The following is a 21,426-nucleotide window of genomic DNA, read 5'->3' on the forward strand; positions in this document are numbered from 1 at the left end:
TCATACCGGCGTGCTCTCATAGATGCCGTGAGCACGCCGGCCCCCCAGTCCCCGGTGCGCCGGCCGGCCTATCGCCTGGTGCGGCGTCCCCGCCCGGTCGTGCCCGCGTTGCCGGCCGACGACATCCAGCGCCGGATCGCCGGGCACACCAGCGGTCCGCTGCTGGTCGTGGGCGGTCCCGGCACCGGCAAGACCAGCGTGCTCGTCGAGTCGGTCGCCGCGCGCATCGCCGAGGGGGCCGACCCGGAACGGATCCTGGTGCTCACGTTCGGGCGCCGCGCCGCCGCGTCCCTGCGGGACGGCATCGAGGCGCGGATCGCCGACAACCCCGGGCGCATCGTGCACGAGCCGCTGGTGCGGACCTTTCATGCGTATGCGTTCGGTCTGCTGCGCCGGGCCGCGGCCGAACGGGGCGAGCCGTCGCCGCGGCTGCTCACCGGTCCCGAACAAGACCTGATCATCCGGGAGCTGCTGTCCGCCGTCGGCGACCCGGAGACCCCCGACGCCATCGGCTGGCCGGACGCGCTCCGGCCGGCCCTGCCCACCAAGGCGTTCGCCCAGCAGCTGCGCGACCTGATGCAGCGCGCCGCCGAGCGTGGCATCGGCCCGGTCCGGCTCGCCCAACTCGGCGAACGCCTCGGTCGCGACGACTGGCCGGCCGCGGCCCGCTTCCTCCGGGAGTATGTCGCGGTGCTGGCCCTGCGGGACGTGACCACCCGGGGATCGGCCGCCTACGACCCGGCCGAACTGGTCCGGGCCGCCTCCGGGCTGCTCGCCGACGACCCCGTCCTGCTGGCGGCCGAACGCCGGCGGTTGTCGTTCGTCTACGTCGACGAGCTGGCCGAGACCGACCCGGCCCAGATCGAGCTGCTGTCGCTGGTCGCGGGCGGGGGGACGCCGCTGGTGGCGTTCGCCGACCCGGACTCGTCGGTGTTCGGGTTCCGCGGTGCCGAGCCGGGAGTGGTGGCGACCTTCCCGGACGAGTTCCGGACGGTCTCGGGGGAGCCGGCGCCGACGATCACCCTGCATACGAACTATCGGATCGCGGCGCCGTTGCTGTCGGCTACGGGGCGGGTGGCTCGCCGGATGCGGGGGGCGATCGGTCATCGGCCGATGTTCCCGCCGGCTCCTTCCGCCTCGCCGGGAGATCCGGGCGAGGTCTCGCCTCGGCCGGGTGCTGTCTCCGGCGGCTCGGGTGCCGTCTCTGACGGCTCGGGCGCTGTCTCCGGTTCGGGTGCCGCCGCCGGCGTGGCTGGTGAGCGGTCCACGGCCGAGCCGGGGGAGGAGCGGTCCACGGCTGAGCCGGGGGAGGAGCGGCTCACGGCTGAGCCGGGGGAGGAGCGGCTCACGGCGGAGGCGGTGGTGCGGACTTTTCGGTCGCCGGCCGCTGAGACGGCGTTCATCGCGCATGCGCTCCGCGAGGCACACCTGTTGCACGGCATCCCGTGGTCGCGGATGGCAGTGCTGATGCGGTCCACCTCGTTGCAACAACCGACGGTGCAGCGGGCGCTCGCCGCCGCCGGGGTGCCGACCGTGGTGCACGCCGAGGACCTGCCGCTGCACCTGCAGCCCGCGGTCGCGCCGTTCCTGCTGCTCCTGCGCTGCGCCCTCGACCAGCGGATTCTCGACGAGGAGGCCGCGGTCGCCCTGCTCCACTCGCCGCTCGGTGGCGCCGACCCGCTCGCCGAACGCCGCCTGCGGCAGGGACTCCGCGCCCTCGCCCTGGCCGCCGGTGACCGCCGGCCCTCCGGTGAGCTGCTCGTCGACGCGCTGCGCGACCCGGCCGGGTTGGACCTGGTCGAACGGCGTTGGGCCCGGCCCGCCCAGACGGTCGCCCGGCTGCTGCGGGTCGGACGCGAGGCCGCCGCCGTACCGGGCGCCTCGGCCGAGGACGTGCTCTGGACCGTGTGGCGGGCCAGCGGCCTGGCAGACCGGTGGTTCGCGATGAGCACCGGTGCCGCCCCCACCGCCGGTCACCGGGAGGTGGGCCGGGCCCGTCAGTGGCGTGCCGAGGCCGCCGACCGCGACCTGGACGCCATGGTGGTGCTCTTCGACGCGGCCGCCCGGTTCGTCGACCGGCTGCCCGGCGCGGGCGCCGAGGTCTTCATCGACCACGTCCTCGGGCAGGACCTCCCGGCCGACTCGATCGCGCCCAGCGCCGACCGGGGTGAGGCGGTCCGGCTGCTCACCGCGCACGCGGCGAAAGGCCTGGAGTGGGACGTCGTGGTCCTTGCCGGCGTCCAGGAGGGCATCTGGCCCGACCTGCGCCTGCGCGGCAGCCTGCTCGGTTCGGAACGCCTGGTCGACGTGCTGGCCGGCCGTCCCGCCTCGGGCCCGGCCGCGGTGGCGGGCGAGACGTCGGCGCTGCTCGACGAGGAACGCCGCCTGTTCTATGTGGCGATCACCCGCGCCCGGCGCCGTCTCGTGGTGACCGCGGTGGCGTCGTCGGGCGTCGGCGGCGCGGCCGGCGAGGAACAACCAAGCCGTTTCCTGACCGAACTGGCCCTGCCGATCGCCCAGCCGGGCGGCGGCCGCGACGACGGTCCGGAGGGCGACGGGACGGGCGGCCCGACCGGACCGATGCCCGGGCCTCCGAGCCCCGACGACGATCTGTGGGCCACCGGCGTCCCCACCGAACCCGACGACGCCGACGACCCGATCGACCCCGCCACCGATACCACCGAACCCGCGGTCGCCGAACCCATGGTCACCGAACCCACTGACCCTGCTGCCGACGAGTTCGCCGGCAGCACCGAGTTCGCCGCCGCCGACCCCGGCCACGCCGATCACCCCGTCGGCCCGGTCACCGAATCCGCTGTCGGCGAACCCACCGACGCCACCGACGCCACCGACCCCGCTACCAACGCCGATCGGCCCGCAGCCGACGGCAGCGATTCTCGCGGCGAGAACGGTGAGGGGCACGAGGGCGACGACGGGGAGGAGGCTGAGCTTCCGGTGGGGCGGCCGCCCCGGGCTCTCACACTGGCGTCCTTGGTGGCCGAGTTGCGTACCGTGATCATCTCGGAGGGGTCGACGCCGCGACGGCGGTTTGCCGCCGCTCGGGAGCTCGCCCGTCTGGCGGCGGCCGGGGTGCCGGGTGCTCATCCCGACGAGTGGTGGGGGCTGCGGCCGCTCTCCGACGACCGGCCGCTCGTCGACGAGGGCCAACCGGTGAAGGTCACCCCCTCCAACATGGAGAGCGCGTTGCGGTGCAGCCTGCGCTGGCTGCTCGAACGGCACGGCGGGGCGGCACCGGCCGGTCCGGCGCAGGGCATCGGCAACCTGGTGCACGCCGCCGCCATGCTGGCCGAGGACGCCAACGCCGACCGGGAGAAACTGGTCGAGTACGTCTCCGCCCGCTTCGACTCGATCGAGCTGGCCGCGCGCTGGCTGGCCGGCCCGGAGCAGGAACGCGCCCAGGGCATGGTCGACAAACTGCTGCGCTGGCTGGCGGTCAACCCGCGGCGGCTGCTCGCGATCGAGCACGAGTTCACCGTGCGGCTGGAGGACGAGCAACGGCCGATCCAGCTCACCGGCCGGGTCGACCGGTTGGAGATCGACGAGGAGGGGCGGCTGGTGGTCATCGACCTGAAGACCGGCAAGACCACCGCCGTCTCCGGCGCTGACGTGGCGGAGAACCCGCAGCTCGCCGGCTATCAGGCGGCTGTCGACGCCGGGGCGTTCGCCGACTACGGCACCGACAGCGGCGGCGCGGCCCTGGTGCAGCTCGGTCCGGGCAAGGACGCCCGGGAGCAGATGCAGTTGCCGATCACCGAGGCGACCGACCCGCAGTGGGCGTACGCGATGGTCCGCCGCACCGCCGAGACGATGGCCGCGTCCACCTTCTCCGCGGTGGCGAACAGCCGATGCCGGGTCTGCCCGGTCCGGACCAGTTGCCCGATCTCCGGCAAGGGCCGTCAGGTGGTGGAGCCGTGAGCCAGCCGAGTCTCTTCCCCGATGTGCCCCGTCCCCGGCGGCGGGCCGACGCCGGCCCCCGCTACACCCCCGGCGAGCTGGCCCGGCTGCTGCGCCTGCCGCCGCCCACCAGCGAACAGGAGGCGATCATCGCGGCGCCGGTGGAGCCGCTGCTCGTGGTCGCCGGCGCCGGTTCGGGCAAGACCGAGACGATGGCCTCCCGGGTGGTGTGGTTGGTCGCCAACGGGTATGCGCTTCCCGGCGAGATCCTCGGCCTCACCTTCACCCGCAAGGCCGCCGGTGAGCTGGCGCACCGGGTCCGTGCCCGGCTCGGTCAGCTGGTCCGCCGCCTCGGCCGCGACGACGCGTTCACCGGCGAGGCCACGATTTCGACCTATCACGCGTACGCCGCCCGGGTGGTGACCGAGCACGGTCTGCGGGCCGGGTACGAGCCGTCCGCCCGTCTGCTCACCGAGGCCGCCCGCTGGCAGATCGTGGACTCGCTCGTCCGCTCGTACACCGGTGAGATGACCGGGGTGAACCGTGCGCCCGGCACCGTCACCGACGATGTGCTGGCGCTCTCCGCCGAGATGGCCGAGCATCTGGTCGGCCCGGACGATCTGGCCGCCTGGACCGGGCGGTTCTTCGCCGAGGTGCAGGAGTATCCGGGGCGGGTCTACAAGGACGTCACCGAGATGCTGCGCCGCCAGCAGCACCGGCTCACGCTGCTTCCGCTGGTCCGCCGTTACGAACAGCGCAAACTCGGCCTGGAGGCGATGGATTTCGGCGATCAGATGGCTCGTGCCGCGCTGGTCGCCCGCGATCATCCCGAGGTCGGTGAGGTCGAGCGCGGCCGGTTCCGGATCGTGCTCCTCGACGAGTACCAGGACACCAGTCACGCCCAGGTGACCATGCTGAACAATCTGTTCGGTGGCGGGCATCCGGTGACCGCGGTCGGTGACCCGTGCCAGTCGATCTACGGCTGGCGGGGGGCGTCGGCGGGCACGCTCGAGCGTTTCCCGGTGGATTTCACCGGTGCCGACGGCCGGCCGGCGTGGACCCGCAGTCTCTCCAAGAGCTGGCGTAACCGTCCGGAGATCCTCCGGGTGGCGAACGTGCTGTCCGCCACGCTGCGGGCCGGGGTCACCGAGTTGCAGCCGGCCGACCGGGTGGCCGAGCCGGTCGGTGGCCGCACGGTCACGTGTGCGCTGCTGCCGACGTACGCCGAAGAGGCCGAGTGGATCGGTGACTCGATGCTGACCGCGTGGCGGCTGGCCGCCGGGATGCGGGAGGCGCCGGCCGCCGAGATCCCGCTCGAGTCGCGTCCGACCAGTGCCGTGCTGGTGCGGGTGCGCAGCCAGATCCCGGTGATCGAGGAGGCGTTGCGGGCCCGGGGGCTACCGGTCGAGGTGGTCGGTCTCGGCGGCCTGCTGGACACTCCCGAGGTCCGGGACGTCGTGTGTACGCTGCGCGTCCTCGCCGATCCGGCGGACGGCGCCGCGTTGCTGCGGCTGCTCACCGGGGCACGGTGGCGGATCGGCCCGCGGGACCTGGTGGCCCTGCACCGCCGGGCCCGGGCTCTCGCGGCGGACCGGGCGGCCGCGACCCCCGCCGGGGCGGAGCAGGACGAGGTGACCGCGGACCGGTTGGACGACGCGTCGCTGGTGGAGGCGATGGCCGACCTGGGTTCCCCGCTCCAGTACTCGTCCGAGGGGTTCCCGCGGCTGGTCGCGTACAGCGGAGAGTTGCGCTCGTTGCGGCAGCGCCTGGACCAGCCGCTGCCCGATCTGCTCGCCGACATCGAACGCACCATCGGCCTGGACGTGGAGGTCGCGGTGCGCGGCTGGGCGGCCGGGGACGCCGGTCTGGCCCGCGGGCATCTGGATGCGCTCGGCGCGGCGGCCACCCGCTACACCAGTGAGAACGAGAGTGGCACGGTCGCCGGTTTCCTGGCTTTCCTGGCCGCGGCCGAGGAGGAGGAGCGCGGCCTGGAGCCGGGGCAGGTCGACGTGGTCGAGGGCGCGGTGCAGATCCTCACCGCGCACGCCGCGAAGGGCCTGGAATGGGACGTCGTCGCGGTCGCCGGGCTCTGCAAGGGGGTCTGGCCGGGGATGGCCCGCGCTTCGGATCACTATCTCGGTGGCATCGGGGTGTTGCCGTTCCCGTTGCGGGGTGACGCGTCCGGTCTGCCCGAACTGGATCTGTCCGACGCGGTCGAGCAGAAGGACGTCTTCGCGGCGCTGACCACTTTCGGTCGTCTCTGGCGGGAGCACGATGTGCGGGAGGAGCGCCGCCTGGCCTATGTGGCGGTCACCCGGCCGCGGCGGCTGCTGCTCTGTTCCGGCTACTGGTGGGGGGACGGGGTGAAGCGGCCCCGTGGGCCGTCGGTCTTCCTCGACGAGATCCGTGCGGCGTGTGCGGACGGTGCCGGGGTGGTCGACGTGTGGACGCCGGAGCCCGCGCCCGGTGCCGCGAACCCGAGCGAGCAGGTGGTGGCGAGCGCCGAGTGGCCTGCGGACCCGCTGGGTCTGCGGCGTCCGGCGATGGCCGCGGCCGCCGATCTGATCCGCCGCATGATCGTCGACCCGGACGCCGGGACCGCCGAGGCGTTCGCCGAGCTGGCCGGCGCCGACCCGGAGGTGGCCGCCCGGGCCGGTCTGGCTGCGGACGCCGCCGGTCTGGCGGGCCACGGAGCCCGGATGGGCGAGGACGCCGCCGAGGAGGACGCCGACATCGTCCGCTGGCGCAAGGAGGCCCGTCTCCTGTTGGCCGAGCGTGCCGAGCTGCTCCACCACGACGGGCCGCTGGAGGTCGTGGTGCCACCGCACCTGTCGGTCTCGCAGCTGGTCGTGCTGCGCCGGGATCAGCAGGCCCTGGCCCGTTCGCTGCGCCGTCCGCTGCCGCAGCGCCCGGCGCCGCAGGCCCGCCGGGGCACCGCCTTCCACGCCTGGCTCGAGCAGCGTTTCGGGTCGGCCCGCCTGATCGACATCGACGAGCTGCCCGGTGCGGCCGACGACGATGCCGCCGGTGACGAGGAGCTGGTGGCGCTTCAGGAGGCGTTCCTGACCGGGGAGTGGGCCGACCGGACGCCGGTCGAGGTGGAGGTCCCGTTCGCGACGACGATCGCGGGTGTGGTCGTTCGCGGGCGGATGGATGCCGTCTTCGCCGACTCGGACGACCGGTTCGACGTGATCGACTGGAAGACCGGCAGGCGCCCGTCCGGTGCCGAGGCCGAGGCGGCGGCGGTGCAGCTGGCGGCGTACCGGATCGCGTGGGCGTCGTTGGCGGGGGTCCCGCTGCATCATGTCCGGGCCGGCTTCCATTACGTGAAGGAGCAGGTCACCGTCCGACCGGCGGATCTGCTCGACGCGATCGCGCTGGCCGCCCTGATCGAGGACGTTCCGGTGGAGGTCTGAGGGGCGGCTGCACCGCGTTAACCAGGTAAAACCCGCCATTGTGGGCTGACGTGCGACTTGCCCGCCGAGGGCTTCCCCGCCCTTCTCGCCGTGCTAGGCTCGCGAGCGTTGTCAGTTTGGTTCCCAAGTACTCAGGAGCGCCTGTGGGGAAGTCTGCCCGAGGCGCTCTTTGTCGTAACCCGGGTCTTCTCCCGGACGGGCGATCAGTACGGCGACACGAGTCCCACGAGATGTGGGGTCTTACCACCTCGTTGCCGGCCACAGAGGTCGGCAACGATCGACCGTCGAGGAGACGATCATGGTTACCGGCGTTGTGAAGTGGTTCAACGCGGACAAGGGCTTCGGGTTCATCACCCCGGACGACGGCGGCGCCGACGTTTTCGCCCACTTCAGCGCGATCCAGATGTCGGGCTACCGCAGCCTGGAGGAGAACCAGCGTGTGGAGTTCGAGGTGACCCAGGGCCAGAAGGGCCCGCAGGCCGCGAACATCCGTTCCGCTTCCTGATTCGCGGCTGAACCGCTGGGCTGCGTGAGCAGCCCAGGGGAACCGTGTAACTCGATCGGCGCCGCACCCGTTTCCGGGTGCGGCGCCGATGCCGTTGAGGTGGGGTTACAGCGGTCCGCGGCCGGAGCGCAGCAGCAGCAGCGCGACCTGCGTCCCGTCCGGGCCGAGCGCGGCCCGGAAACGGTCGACGATCTCCTTCTCCCGGGCCAGCACGAGGCGGGTGCCGCCGCTGGCCATCCGGGTCTTGCCGACCTCCTGGGAGATCTTCGCGCGCTCCAGCCAGAGATCGATGATCGTCTGGTCGATCTCGTCGATGCGTTCGCGCTTGCCCCGGATCGCGTCGGCGGCGGGTGCCGCGCCTGCTCCGGTGTTCTGGTCCATCACGTCGGCGGTCATGTCTGCTCCTCGGGTGCTCACGCCCCGGTCGAACCGGCCCGGGCAGCATCAAGCCCCGGGCGGTGAAGCCCGGGGCTTGATGTAGGTCTGACGTTCAGGGGCGACCTACGGCTGCCGGGCCTCCGGTGCCGTAGTAGAAAAATCGCGCCCGCTGGATCACGAGCCGAGTATGCCCCGCCCCTGGACCGGGCCGCAAGGAAACCGCCCGAACCTTGGGATGGTTTGTGCTGGTCGTCCGGGTGATGGCGGCCGATGTGCGGTTGGCCGCCGGTTGGTCATCCGGTGGTGCTGATCCGGTTCGCCGGGCCGGGTGCGACCGGGCCGGTCGCCAGGTACGCCACCAGCGCGTCCACGTCGAATCCGGGCGCGGTGACCCGTCCTGTCCCGAGCGTCAGGTTGCTGAATCCGTCGCCGCCGTTGGCCAGGAAGTCGTTGGTGGTGACCAGGTAGTTCGCGGCCGGGTCGACCGCCGTCCCGTTCAGCTGCAGTGCGCTGACCTTGGCGCCGGCCGGGGCGGACGCCGACCAGGTGTAGGTCAGTCCCGCCGACACCTGCAGGATCCGCTGGGCGGTCTGCCCGCCGAAGCCCACGAACTGCTGCTCGAGGACGTCCTTGAGTTGTGCCCCGGTGAGGCTCTGGGTGACCACCAGGTTGTTGAACGGCTGGACGGTGAACGCCTCGCCGTAGGTGACCTGCCCGTACGCCTCCCCGCCGGACGACTGGTCGGCGTCCAGGTCGGCCCGGATGCCGCCCGGGTTCATCAGCGCGATCCGTGCCCCGGCGCTCTGCGTGTACGCCAGCTGCGCGTCCGCGATCACGTCGCCGAGCGGGCTCTCCCCGGCCGGGTTCGCGGTCCGGCTGATGTCGGCGCTGATGCTGCCGACGAGCCGGTTCGCGATCGGGGCGACCGCCGTCCGGTACTTGTCGGCGACCTTCTCGGCGGCGGCGTCCACGGTGTCCGGATTCTTGGCGTACGCCCCGGTGGCGTCCTTGACCCAGCCGCCGTTGCCGTCCGGTACGCCGTTCTCCACGATCACATTCCGCGCGGTGACGGTGGCGAACCGCCCGGTCCTGCGGTCGATGCTCCAGTCGATGTCGGTGATCAGCTGCCCGTTGCTTCCGGCGCTGGTCACGACCGTGTCGGCGCCGGCGGCGTTCGGTAGCGCGCAGGAGTAGAACCGGTGCGTGTGACCGGAGATCACGATGCCGATCTCCGGGTTGAGCCCGGCCACGATCGGCACCACCGGACCGGTGAACCCGGTGCAGTCGGAGACGCCCGGGGTGGGTGTGGCCGACGCCTGCGAGCCGCCTTCGTGCAGCAGCAGCACCTGCGCCTTCACGCCGAAGGCCTTGAGCAGGCCACTCCACTTGTTGGCGGTCTCCACCTCGTCGGTGAAGTGCACGTTCGTGATGCCGGCCGGGTTGACGATGCGCGGGGTGCCGGCGAGCGTCATGCCGATGAACCCGACCGGCACGCCCCCGACGTACCTGATGTCGATGGGCGGCAGGATCGGCAGGCCGGTCTTGTTGTCGATGGTGTTCGCGGCGAGATATTTGAACTTCGCGCCGGCGAATCCGTCGCCGTCCTGGCAGCCGTCGGTGGGGTGGCAGCCGCCGCGCTGGATGCGGAGCAGTTCGCTCACACCCTCGTCGAACTCGTGGTTGCCGACCGAGCTGACCTGAAGGCCGACCTGGTTCATCAGTTCGATCGTGGGCTCGTCGTGGAAGGCGGCACTGACCAGCGGCGTCGCCCCGATCAGGTCACCCGCCCCGGCGGTGATCGTGGTGCGGCCCTCGGCCCGTGCCTCGGCGCGCAGCGTCTTGAGATACGTCGCCAGGTATTCGACCCCGCCGGCCGGGGTGCTCGTGCCGCTCGCGTTGACCACCGCGCCGCTGCCGGTCGGCGGGTCGATCGCCCCGTGGAAGTCGTTGTAACTGAGGAACTGCCCCTTCACCGTGCCGCCCGACGGCGTCCCGTACGAGACGGACACCGGGGCGAACTCGGGTGGCGCGGCCGCTCCCGGGTTGCCGGGGAGCGCGGTGAGCACGCCGGTGGCGGCCAGGACGGCCACCGGCAGGGCGAGACGCTGGGATGAAGCCATCGTATCGATCCCCCGTTCGGAGAGAGATTTCCACCAACCCGGACAGCCTGGTGGATCAGGTGATCCATTACCACCACCCCGCGGTGGAATCGCATCGCCGAACGCCGATGAAGGACCCGTCCGGGTGTACGAGTGTTGTCGGGGGGTCGGCATACACTGGCCCGGCGATGCGACCTTCCTCTGAACCTTCCGACGCCCTGTTCTCCCTGCCCCCGGTGCGGGTCCCGGAGACACCCCGGCCCGCGCCCCGGCGGCTGGACCCGGCAACCCTGCTCGAGGGGCTGAACGGCCCGCAGCGGGACGCGGTCACCCATGCCGGTGGTCCGCTGCTGATCGTGGCCGGTGCGGGCTCGGGCAAGACCCGGGTGCTGACCCACCGGATCGCCTACCTGCTGGCCGAGCGGGACGTGCATCCCGGCGAGATCATCGCGATCACGTTCACCAACAAGGCCGCCGGCGAGATGAAGGAACGGGTGGCCCAGCTGGTCGGCCCGCGCGCCCGGCTGATGTGGGTGTCGACCTTCCACTCGGCGTGCGTGCGGATCCTGCGGGCCGAGCACGAGCACGCCGGGCTGAAGAGCACCTTCTCCATCTACGACGCGGACGACTCGCGCCGGCTGATGCAGCTGGTCGCCCGGGAGCTCGACCTCGACCCGAAGCGCTACACCGCGCGCGGGCTGGCCGCCCAGGTGTCGAACCTGAAGAACGAGCTGATCGAGCCCGAGGACTACAAGAACAAGGCGAAGGGGCCGAACGAGCGGGCCGTCGCCGAGGCGTACGAGTTGTATCAGCGTCGGCTGCGTGAGGCGCACGCGCTGGACTTCGACGACATCATCATGACCGTGGTGCACCTGTTCCAGTCGCACCCGATGATCGCCGAGACCTACCGCCGCCGGTTCCGGCACGTGATGGTCGACGAATACCAGGACACCAACATCGCGCAATACCAGCTCATCCGGGAGCTGGTCGGCACCGAGGGCGGCGAGGTCGAGCCGAGCGAGCTGTGCGTGGTCGGTGACGCCGACCAGTCGATCTATGCCTTCCGCGGTGCGACGATCCGCAACATCCTGGAGTTCGAGCGCGACTACCCGCAGGCCCGCACCATCCTGCTGGAGCAGAACTACCGGTCCACCCAGACCATCCTGACCGCCGCCAACGCGGTGATCGACCGGAACACCTCCCGCAAGCCCAAGCGCCTCTGGAGCGACCAGGGCGCCGGCGAGCAGATCGTCGGCTACGTCGCGGACACCGAGCACGCCGAGGCCGACTGGGTGGCCCGCGAGATCGACCGGCTCACCGACAACCACGACGTGCGCCCCGGCGACGTGGCCGTCTTCTACCGCACCAACGCGCAGTCCCGGGTGTTCGAGGAGGTGTTCATCCGGGTCGGCCTGCCCTACAAGGTGGTCGGCGGGGTGCGCTTCTACGAGCGCAAGGAGGTCCGCGACGCGCTGGGCTACCTCCGCGCGATCGTGAACGACGACGACACGGTCAGCATCCGCCGCGTGCTGAACACCCCCAAACGGGGCATCGGCGACCGGGCCGAGGCGTGCATCGAGGCGCTCGCCGGACGCGACCGGGTCTCGTTCGGCCAGGCGCTGCGACGTGCGAAGGACGCCCCGGGCATCTCCACCCGCGCGGTCAACAGCATCACCGACTTCGTGCAGCTCCTCGACGACCTGCGCGAACTGGCGCTCGTCGCCCCGCCGGAGGAGGTGCTGGAGGCGGTCCTGCAGCGCTCCGGCCTGCTCGGCGAGCTGGAGGAGAGCCTCGACCCGCAGGACCAGGGCCGGGTGGAGAACCTCCGCGAGCTGGTCAGCGTCGCCCGCGAATACACCGAACGCGTCGAGACCCTGGCCGCCGGGGACGACCCGGACCCGGAGGCGCCGTCGACGGCGTCGCTGGCCGGTTTCCTCGAGCAGGTCGCGCTGGTCGCCGACGCCGACCAGATCCCCAGCGACGACCCCGACCACCAGGGCGTGGTCACGCTGATGACCCTGCACACGGCCAAGGGCCTGGAGTTCCCGGTGGTCTTCCTGAGCGGCCTGGAGGACGGCGTCTTCCCGCACATGCGGGCCCTCGGCGACAACACCGAGCTGGAGGAGGAGCGCCGCCTGGCCTACGTCGGGATCACCCGGGCCCGCCAGCGGCTCTACCTCTCCCGCGCGGTGACCCGTTCGGCCTGGGGCCAGCCGCAGTACAACCCGCCGTCCCGGTTCACCGACGAGCTGCCGCCGGAGTTGGTGCGCTGGGAGCGCACCGGCGGGTCGTACACCTCCTGGTCCGGGACCGGGGGCGGGGTGGGTGGTCGCGGTGGGGGAGACCGCCAGCGCGGCGGAGGCTTCGCCGGGGGTACGCCCAAAGCACAGCGGATCGCCGAGCGGCTCGGGATCGACGCCTCCCAGTTGTCCACGGCCAGTGAACTGAAGAAACAGGCGCCGAAGGTGGACGCCGGAGACCGGGTCAACCACCAGCGGTACGGTCTGGGCCGGGTCGTCGCGGTGGAAGGCCACGGTCCCGGCGCCCGGGCCCAGATCGACTTCGGTGACCAGACGATGTGGCTGGTATTACGGCACGCGCCGATCGAGAAGCTCTGACGCCGCGCCCAGGAGCGTGGCCAGCGTCGCCGGCTGGCCCGCTTCCGGGGCCCGGTCGCGGGCGTGCCGCGGGGCGGTCCGTGCCGGGGCCTTCCACAACGCCGGGTCCAAGGCGTTGAACCCGGGCTGATCCTCGTCGCCGGGAAGCGCGTGCTTCGGCGCTTGCTTCTGCGTGGTGGTCGCGGCCTGGTGCTGCGCTGTGGTCTGTTTCTGCGGCCCGGCCTGTTCGTGCGGCCCGGCCTGTTCGTGCGGCCCGGCCTGTTTCTGCGGCCCGGCCTGTTCGTGCGGCCCGGCCTGTTTCTGCGGCCCGGTCTGTTCGTGGGGCGCGGGTGCGGTCTGAGGGGCCGGGGCGGTTTCGAGTGCGTGTTTCGGCGCCTCGATCGTGGCCGGTTGCGCCGCGTGCCGGGGTTCCCGCGCCGTCGTGGTGTCCCGTGCGTGCTTGGGCGCCACCACCGGCGCCACCACCGGCGCCTGCTGCGGCGGCCGGGCTTCCGCGGTCGTCTCGGTACCGGCAGCACCCGTGCCGGTCGTGTCCGTACCGGTCACGACTGTCCGGGTTGTGGTGGTACCGGTCGCGGTGGTGCCGGTTGCGGTGGTCCGGACAGGGACGCGTTTCGGGACGACCGACGGGACAGCAGGCGGGGCATTCTCCGGGATCGTCCTCGGTGGCATCTTCGCCGGTGCCTTCCCCGGTGTCTTCGGCGGCGTCCTCAGCTGCGAGTCTGCCGGGTTCTTCGGAGCGTCGAGAAGCGGGTTCCCCGGTTCGACGGCCGGGAAGTTAGCCGAACCGCTGACCGGCGCCGGACACCCGGTGATCTCGACGCCGTGCGCACGCATCCACGAGGTCGGCTCGATCGGATTTTGGTAATACCCCTGATGCACCTCGAAATGCAGGTGCGGACCGGTGGACCGGCCGGTCGAGCCCTCGTCGCCGATCCGCTGCCCGGCCACCACCCGCTGGCCCGCGATCACGCCGATCACCGCCATGTGCCCGTAGTGGGTGAGATACCCGTCCTCGTGATCGATCAGGACGGCGTTGCCGTACCCGTTCTCGACCCGGGCGGACACCACCACTCCCGCGCCGGCCGCCACGATCGGCGTCCCGTGCGCGGCGGCCAGGTCGACGCCGGCGTGCAGACGGCCCCAGCGCGGCCCGAAACAGGAGGTGACGCGCGCGCTGGGAATCGGGTGCACCCATCCGGTCATCCCGGCCGGGATGACACCGCCCGCCGCGAAACCCCAGCCCGCGAACGTCCACGCCGGGTCGATCAGCGGTTTGCGCAGCACCTCGGACGGGGTCGGGGCCGCCGACGGATTCTCGGCGGCCATCCGTTCGGCTAGGGGGAACTCCTTGCCCGGTGCGGCGTCCCAGGGAGGCGGGACGATCGGCAGGGCGGCCGGGGCGTGCGCCGCCGTGTGCCCGCCGGAGACGGTTCCGCTCAGCGGCTCGGCGGCGGCCGCGGACGAGCCGATCGCCCCGATGCCGGCGGCCAGGGTGGCACTCATGGCGGTGACCGAGACCGCGGAACGGGCGCCGGTGGCGACCAGTTCGGGAACGCTGGAAGCGGCGCGATGTCGGTGCAGCTGCTCGCTGCGGTGTCGTCCGACCTGTCCGGATGACGAATCCTGCCCCACGGGTTGCTCCCTTTCCGACCATGACTACGTCGTCACGTTTCATGTCGGCGGGAAGGCGCGGGGTGCTGAGCGGGAACGGCAACAAACTTGCACCCGTACGGAACCCGTTCGTGCCGGGGATCGGGTGGAAAGATCAGGAAGAGCCGGTCGGAGGCAACCGGCCGGGAGTGGCTCAAGCGGGGGAAGCTGCGGCCCGGCAGGGAGTGGCTCAGGTGGGGGAAGTTGCGGCCCGGACGGGAGTGGCTCAGGCGGGGGAAGTATCAGCCCACACGGAGCGGCTCGTGAAGCGGCGGTCGACCCGGGCAGGAAGCGTGCTCAGGCGGGAGCGGAGGCCCGGACGGGAGTGGCTCAGGAAGCGGCGCCGACCGCCATGCCCGCATACACCGATTCGATCTGCAGCTTGATGTCGACGCCGCGGTCGCGCAGGAAGACGATCGGGTCGGTCGGGGTGCCGTTCACGTGGACCTCGAGGTGCAGGTGCGTTCCGTAGGACGCTCCGGTGTTGCCGACCTCGCCGATGACCTGGCCTGCCTGGACGGTGGCGCCCTTCTCGACCAGCAGGCGCCGGGAGTGGGCGTAGATCATCTCGGTGCCGTCGTCCTGCTGGATGGTGATCGAGTAGCCGTAGCCGCCGTTGTAGCCGGCCGCCGTCACCGTGCCACCGTGCACCGCCTTGTAGGGCGTGCCCTCCGGGGCGGCGAGGTCGATGCCGGCGTGCAGCTTGCCGAAGCGGATGCCGTAGGGCGACGTGAACTGGTAGTCGTCGAGGGGTAGGAGGTAGATGTCCTCCGTGTTGACCTCGGACTCGAGAGCGGCGTCGGCGGTGCGGTCCTCACCGCGCGAGGCGCGGGTGTCGTCGGAGCGGGAGTCCAGGGCGTCGGCGGCGACCTGAGAGGTCTCCAATCCCTGGAGGACGTCCGGGTTGACCGCCTTCTGATCGGGAAGGTTGGAAGCTGCGCCCAGGGCGACGACACCGGCTCCGACGAAGGCGGAGGTGACGACAGCGGCGTAACGGCTGCGGGGAGGGGTGGGCACGCGGCGGCGGCCGCGATAACGATCGGGCTCAGACGACAAGCGCTGGCGCACGAAGAAACCCTCCGTCGGTGGCATTGCGGGCGGCTTCCACACATCCGGCGTGGTGCCGTCAGCTGTGGTGTGCCGGGCTGCTGCGGTTGGGGGGACCTGTGCGACAGCCGTGGCCACGGTAACGAAACGGCAGCCCCCTCACAAGTCGCAGCGCCAATTTCGTGACAGTTCCTGGTCAGTATTGATCAGCTATTGTCCGAATTGGTTACCTTTTCCGAGGGGCGATATCACAACCCTGAGTAATGGCTCGGAAAGCGCTCGGTTATGTGACCGGGGCTACCATTGCGTTTCCTGAGTGGCCCCTGTGCGCCACCCGTACGGCTATCCCCGCACCCGCGGCGCGGGTTACCGTTCGTTCAGGTGACCTCGGTGCGGCCCGGCCGGCGCGCGGACGCCGGGGCCGGAACCCGAAGGGGTCGACATGCGAGCACGGATCAGGGTGGTCGTCGCCAAACCCGGCCTGGACGGGCACGACCGGGGTGCCAAGGTGGTGGCCCGGGCGCTGCGCGACGCCGGCATGGAGGTCGTCTACACCGGGCTGCACCAGACGCCCGAGCAGATCGTCGAGACCGCCGTTCAGGAGGACGCCGACGCGATCGGCCTCTCCGTTCTCTCCGGCGCACACATGACGCTTTTCCGGAGAGTATTGGAGTTGTTGGCGGAGCGTGACGCGGCCGACATCGTCGTTTTCGGTGGCGGCATCATTCCGGACGGCGACATCGCGGAATTGGCGTCACTCGGTGTGGCCCGGATATTCACGCCGGGTGCGACGACCGCTTCCATCGTCGAATGGGTGCGGGCGAATGTCGCCACGCCGGTTGCCTGATCAGGCTGTTTCCCCGCACTGACCCGCGGTCGGTGCATTAGGGGAGGGACCGGACGCACCCCTCACACGTCCGGCCCCTCTATGCGCGATGCCCCGCCGCCACCCCTCGACCGACAGGGCATCGGCCGCTTGCGTGCCGGGCGCCGTAGCGCTCCGACACCTGACTCAACGACGCCCTGCCGGACCGGTTACGCACGCGCGTTCCTTTTTTCTGCGACATCGACACGGGTCTCCGGCGCCCGGGGCGCCGTGCCTGGTGCCGGTGGGGACGAAGGGGCCGGACCCGACCTGTGAGAACACTCGCGCCGCGGTCGCCACGAAAGCCCCGGAGCTGTGTTTTCGTCACACTGGTGTGTGGTCTTGCACACCATGCACCCGCGCGGTCACCGGGGTCGAAACGGTCGCTACTCTGCGGATGAGGGCCATTCCGTACTTGCGGAGGGGCCGAAGATCCTCACGCTGGCGGCGCTGCTGCGACGCGCCGCGCACACAGGTCGGGACGCAACGGTGCGGCTTGCCGGCGCTTGGCGTCGCGAGCGAAAGGAGACACGTGGACCTGTTCGAGTATCAGGGGCGCGACCTGTTCGAACGGCACGGCCTGCCCGTGCTGGGCGGCGGCGTCGCTGAGACCCCGCAGGAGGCCCGGGCGATCGCCGAGCGCCTCGGTGGCAAGGTCGTCGTCAAGGCTCAGGTGAAGGTCGGCGGCCGCGGCAAGGCCGGCGGCGTCAAGCTGGCCGACGGCGCGGACGAGGCCGAGGCCCGGGCGACCGACATCCTCGGCATGGACATCAAGGGCCACACGGTCCACAAGGTGATGCTGGCCGAGACGGCCGACATCAAGGAGGAGTACTACTTCTCCTACCTGCTGGACCGGGCCAACCGGACCTTCCTCTGCATCGCCAGCGTCGCCGGCGGCATGGAGATCGAGACCGTGGCCGAGACCGACCCGGACCGGGTCGCCAAGGTCGCCATCGACGCCAGCAAGGGTGTCGACGAGGCGAAGGCCCGCGAGATCGTCGCCGCCGCCAAGTTCCCGGCCGACGTCGCCGACCAGGTCGTCGACATCGCCGTGAAGCTGTGGCAGGCGTTCGTCGCCGAGGACGCGCTCCTCGTCGAGGTCAACCCGCTCGCCAAGGTGGGCGACGGCCGGGTGCTGGCGCTGGACGCCAAGGTCACCCTGGACGAGAACGGCGGCTTCCGCCACCCCGACCACGAGGCCCTCGAGGACAAGTCCGCCGTCGACCCGATCGAGCAGGCGGCCAAGGCCAAGAACCTCAACTACGTCAAGCTGGACGGCGAGGTCGGCATCATCGGCAACGGCGCCGGCCTGGTCATGTCGACCCTGGACGTGGTGGCCTACGCGGGCGAGCGGCACGGCGACGTCAAGCCGGCCAACTTCCTCGACATCGGTGGCGGCGCGAGCGCCCAGGTGATGGCGAACGGCCTGGAGATCGTCCTCGGCGACCCGTCCGTGAAGTCCGTCTTCGTGAACGTGTTCGGCGGCATCACCGCCTGTGACGCGGTGGCCAACGGCATCATCCAGGCCCTGGCCCTGCTCGCCGAGCGCGGCGAGACGGTCACCAAGCCGCTCGTGGTGCGTCTCGACGGCAACAACGCCGAGGCCGGCCGTGCCATCCTCGACGGCGCCAACAACCCGCTGGTCGAGCGGGTGGACACCATGGACGGGGCGGCCGAGCGCGCCGCCGAGCTCGCGGCTGCGGGGAAGTGAACTAATGGCTATCTGGCTCACCAAGGACTCCAAGGTCATCGTCCAGGGCATCACCGGCGGTGAGGGCTCGAAGCACACCAAGCGGATGCTCGCCGCGGGCACCCAGGTCGTCGGCGGTGTGAACCCGCGCAAGGCCGGTACCAAGGTCGACTTCGACGGCACCGAGCTGCCCGTCTTCGCCACGGTCGCCGAGGCGATCAAGGAGACCGGCGCGGACGTGTCGGTCATCTTCGTGCCGCCGGCGTTCACCAAGGCCGCGGTCCTCGAGGCGATCGACGCCGAGATCGGCCTCGCCATCGTGATCACCGAGGGTGTGCCGGTGCAGGACTCGGCGGCCTTCTGGGCGTACAACGTGGCCAAGGGCGAGAAGACCCGGATCATCGGCCCGAACTGCCCGGGCATCGCCTCGCCGGGCGCCTCCAACGCCGGCATCATCCCGGCCGACATCACCCCGCAGGGCCGGATCGGCCTGGTCAGCAAGAGCGGCACGCTGACCTACCAGCTCATGTACGAGCTGCGGGAGTTCGGCTTCTCCACCGCCGTCGGCATCGGTGGCGACCCGATCATCGGGACCACGCACATCGACGCGCTGAAGGCGTTCCAGGACGACCCGGACACCGACGCGATCGTCATGATCGGCGAGATCGGTGGCGACGCCGAGGAGCGGGCCGCCGAGTTCATCAAGGCGAACGTCACCAAGCCGGTGGTCGGTTACATCGCCGGCTTCACCGCCCCGCCCGGCAAGACCATGGGTCACGCCGGTGCGATCATCTCCGGCTCGGCGGGCACCGCCGACGCCAAGAAGATCGCGCTCGAGGCGGCCGGCGTCAAGGTCGGCAAGACGCCGAGTGAGACGGCGCAGCTCATGCGCGAGATCATGAGCTGAGGTCAGTGACCGAACGGCGCGCCGCTGACCGGGTCGAACGCGACCCGATCGGCGGCGCGCCGCTGTTTCTGCGTCGCATGCGGCGCCGTGGCGTGAAAAAGTAGGCGCGATGCCCAGCACAACCGACCGGCCCGACGGCTCGGAGGACCCCTTTGCGGTCGCCGAGGCGCTGCAGTCCGTCGTGCGGGAGACCGAGCCGCTGTCCCCGGGCGACCGGCCGGACCGCACCACCAGCCGAGACACCGAACCCTTCGACTTCGAGCGTTTCGACCGGGAGACCCGGGAGAGACGAGTCCGGGCGCGGGAGGCGCGGGACGGCGGTTCCCGGGCTCCCGAGCCACGGGACGCCGGACCCCCGGCCCCCGAGCAGCCGGACGCCACCACCCCGGCCGGCTCCCGGACCGCCGCCGAGCGGACTGGCACCGACCGGACCGCCGCCGAGCGGACCGCCGCCGACCGGACCGCCGCCGAGCGAGCCGGCGCCGACCGGACCGCCGCCGAGCGGAACGGCACCAGGCGGGCCGATACCGAGCCGGTCACCGACGTGCGCGAGACCGTGCTCGTCGACGACGCCGTGCTCGGCCGCCGGGAGACCGTCCGGCTGCCCTCGCAACGCCGCCCCCCGGAGAGCCGCCGCAGCAGCCGCGCGCCGCTGCCGATAGCGGTCGCCTTCGCCACCACCTGGGCGGCCCTCTTCACCTACCTGCCGGTCGCCGCGGTGATCGGTCTGGCCCGCACGCTCGAGGGCTCCGGCGGCATCGGCGGCGCCGCGCACGCCGGGCTGGCCGGGTGGATGCTCGGCCACGGCGTACCGGTCGGCACCTCGATCGGGCCACTGGCCATCACGCCCCTGCTCCTCACCGTCCTGGTGGTGTGGCGGCTGAGCGCGGCGGGACTGCACGTCACCCGCGCGATGGGTGCCCGGCACAGCGGGTCCGCCCCCCGGGCACTGCTCGTGGCGGTCGCCGTCGGCGTCACGTACTCCCTGATGGGAACGGCGGGCGCGCACCTGGTCGACGGCCGCGGCACGGAGGTCTCGGCCGTCGAGGCCGCGCTGCACTTCCTGGTCCTCGGTGTCGCCGGGGCGGGCCTCGGCTCGCTGCGCGGCACCGGCGCGGTCTCCACCCTGGCCCGCAGGCTGCACCCCATCCTGCGGCACGGCATCCGGTCCGGACTGGTCGCGGCATTCCTGATCCTGGCGGCGGGCGCGGTCGCCGGCGGCCTGTCACTGGCCCTCGGCGGCGGATCGGCGGCCGAGATGATCGCCGCCTACCGCACCGGGGTCGCCGGGCAGGCCGGGATCACACTGCTGAGCATCGCGTACGCGGTGAACGCCTCAGTCTGGTCCACCGCCTACCTGCTCGGCCCGGGGTTCGCGCTCGGCACCGACTCGGCGATCCGGCTGACCGAGGTGACCGTCGGCCCGCTGCCCACCCTGCCGCTGCTGGCCGGCCTGCCACCGGGGCCGATGGGCGCGTGGGGCGCGCTGCTGCTGACCCTGCCGGTGATCGCCGGCGGCGCGGCGGGCTGGCTGCTCACCCAGCGTCTGCGGCACGGACGGCAGGGCCCCGGACGGCAGCAACGCCCGAAACGCCGTGGCGCGGAGGTCCCGGAACCGTCGTGGTCGCTGCTCGTCGGCGCGAGCCTGCTCTCCGGCCCGGTCGCGGGCGTGACGCTGGGGCTGCTCTCCTGGGCGTCCGGCGGCGCGCTGGGCGACGGCCGGCTCAGCCGGATCGGCCCCGACCCGGTCCAGGTGGGCCTGGTCGCGGCGGTGATCGCCGGAGTCGCGGTGCTGCTCGGTACGGCTTCGGCACGCCTGTTCGCCCCGGCCCGCCGCTCCTGAGACGGCGACCGGCTCACCCGTACCGGAAAAGGCCGGTGGCCCGGCGTCGTGACGACCGCCGGACCACCGCGTGCCCCGCTCCGATCAGTGCGGTCAGTTGCCGCTCTGCTGGATCTGCTGCTGCTCCTCGACCCACTTGTTGAGCTGGTCGACGTCGATGCTGCCCAGGGCGACCAGGATGATGATGCTCAGCACGAGACCGATCGCGCTGCAGATGATGCCGGCCAGCGCGACACCGTTGTTGTTGGCGTAGCCGGTCGACACCTTCTTCTTGCCCAGGAAGCCGAACACCAGGCCGATGCCACCCAGCAGGATGCCCAGGTAGGGGCAGCAGGCGGTGACGATCGAGACGATGCCCAGCACCATGCCGGTGATGCCGAAGCCGTTCTGCGGGGCGGCCGGCGGCTGGCCCATGGGCGGTCCGTATGCGGGGGGCGGGTATGCCACGGTGTGTTCCTTCCGAGTTCGCCGCGAGCGACGACGATCAAAA

The 21,426-nt window shown here is 71.8% G+C and carries 13 protein-coding genes; 8 read left to right on the forward strand and 5 right to left on the reverse strand.

What is annotated here, in order from left to right:
* The first annotated feature begins 27 nt into the window (after positions 1–27).
* The 3 genes from QSK32_RS06910 to cspE all read left to right on the forward strand — a co-directional run bounded on the left by QSK32_RS06910 (position 28) and on the right by cspE (position 7,836).
* On the forward strand, positions 28–3,936 hold the full coding sequence (locus QSK32_RS06910) for an ATP-dependent helicase (protein ID WP_285471464.1): 3,909 nt from the start codon (positions 28–30) through the stop codon (positions 3,934–3,936).
* A complete protein-coding gene (locus tag QSK32_RS06915) occupies positions 3,933–7,331 on the forward strand; it encodes an ATP-dependent helicase (protein WP_285471465.1) in 3,399 nt (1,132 codons plus the stop codon). Before QSK32_RS06910 ends, QSK32_RS06915 begins: the two co-directional genes overlap by 4 nt.
* Positions 7,332–7,629: 298 nt before the next feature.
* Complete coding sequence (cspE, locus tag QSK32_RS06920) at positions 7,630–7,836, forward strand: transcription antiterminator/RNA stability regulator CspE (RefSeq protein ID WP_045745522.1); 207 nt, start codon at positions 7,630–7,632, stop codon at positions 7,834–7,836.
* Between the two features lie 105 nt (positions 7,837–7,941).
* Here cspE and QSK32_RS06925 read toward each other — a convergent pair whose 3' ends face one another.
* Together QSK32_RS06925 and QSK32_RS06930 are read right to left on the reverse strand one after the other, a co-directional pair.
* The gene (locus QSK32_RS06925) at positions 7,942–8,217 is read right to left on the reverse strand and encodes a chorismate mutase (protein ID WP_245674161.1); all 276 of its coding nucleotides are present in this window, start codon (positions 8,215–8,217) and stop codon (positions 7,942–7,944) included.
* 290 nt (positions 8,218–8,507) lie between these two features.
* Complete coding sequence (locus QSK32_RS06930; protein ID WP_045745523.1) at positions 8,508–10,334, reverse strand: bifunctional metallophosphatase/5'-nucleotidase; 1,827 nt, start codon at positions 10,332–10,334, stop codon at positions 8,508–8,510.
* 167 nt (positions 10,335–10,501) lie between these two features.
* Between QSK32_RS06930 and pcrA the strand changes: the two genes are divergently transcribed.
* Complete coding sequence (gene pcrA, locus QSK32_RS06935; protein ID WP_245674156.1) at positions 10,502–12,931, forward strand: DNA helicase PcrA; 2,430 nt, start codon at positions 10,502–10,504, stop codon at positions 12,929–12,931.
* Here pcrA and QSK32_RS06940 read toward each other — a convergent pair.
* Complete coding sequence (locus QSK32_RS06940; protein WP_285471466.1) at positions 12,902–14,566, reverse strand: M23 family metallopeptidase; 1,665 nt, start codon at positions 14,564–14,566, stop codon at positions 12,902–12,904. The two genes, pcrA and QSK32_RS06940, sit on opposite strands and share 30 nt — an antisense overlap.
* 348 nt (positions 14,567–14,914) lie before the next feature.
* Complete coding sequence (locus QSK32_RS06945) at positions 14,915–15,652, reverse strand: M23 family metallopeptidase (protein WP_045745557.1); 738 nt, start codon at positions 15,650–15,652, stop codon at positions 14,915–14,917.
* 421 nt (positions 15,653–16,073) lie between these two features.
* Between QSK32_RS06945 and icmB the strand changes: the two genes are divergently transcribed.
* The 4 genes from icmB (at position 16,074) to QSK32_RS06965 (ending at position 20,936) form a co-directional block, all read left to right on the forward strand.
* Positions 16,074–16,478 (forward strand): coenzyme B12-dependent isobutyryl CoA mutase small subunit, encoded by a 405-nt coding sequence (gene icmB, locus QSK32_RS06950; RefSeq protein ID WP_045745524.1) that lies wholly within the window; start codon positions 16,074–16,076, stop codon positions 16,476–16,478.
* Between the two features lie 550 nt (positions 16,479–17,028).
* Positions 17,029–18,207 (forward strand): ADP-forming succinate--CoA ligase subunit beta, encoded by a 1,179-nt coding sequence (gene sucC / locus QSK32_RS06955; protein ID WP_045745525.1) that lies wholly within the window; start codon positions 17,029–17,031, stop codon positions 18,205–18,207.
* 4 nt (positions 18,208–18,211) lie between these two features.
* Entirely contained in the window at positions 18,212–19,093 is an 882-nt protein-coding gene (gene sucD / locus QSK32_RS06960; protein WP_045745526.1) for a succinate--CoA ligase subunit alpha, read from the forward strand.
* Between the two features lie 109 nt (positions 19,094–19,202).
* Positions 19,203–20,936 carry a cell division protein PerM gene (locus QSK32_RS06965; protein WP_285471467.1) on the forward strand — a complete coding sequence of 578 codons (1,734 nt, stop codon included), beginning with the start codon at positions 19,203–19,205 and terminating at the stop codon, positions 20,934–20,936.
* 93 nt (positions 20,937–21,029) lie between these two features.
* Here QSK32_RS06965 and QSK32_RS06970 read toward each other — a convergent pair whose 3' ends face one another.
* Positions 21,030–21,350, reverse strand: a complete 321-nt coding sequence (locus QSK32_RS06970) for a DUF4190 domain-containing protein (RefSeq protein WP_045745527.1) — start codon at positions 21,348–21,350, stop codon at positions 21,030–21,032.
* Between the last annotated feature and the right edge of the window lie 76 nt (positions 21,351–21,426).

The sequence above is a fragment of the Actinoplanes sp. NBRC 101535 genome (genome assembly GCF_030269225.1).
GTDB classification, from domain to species: Bacteria; Actinomycetota; Actinomycetes; order Mycobacteriales; family Micromonosporaceae; genus Actinoplanes; species Actinoplanes rectilineatus.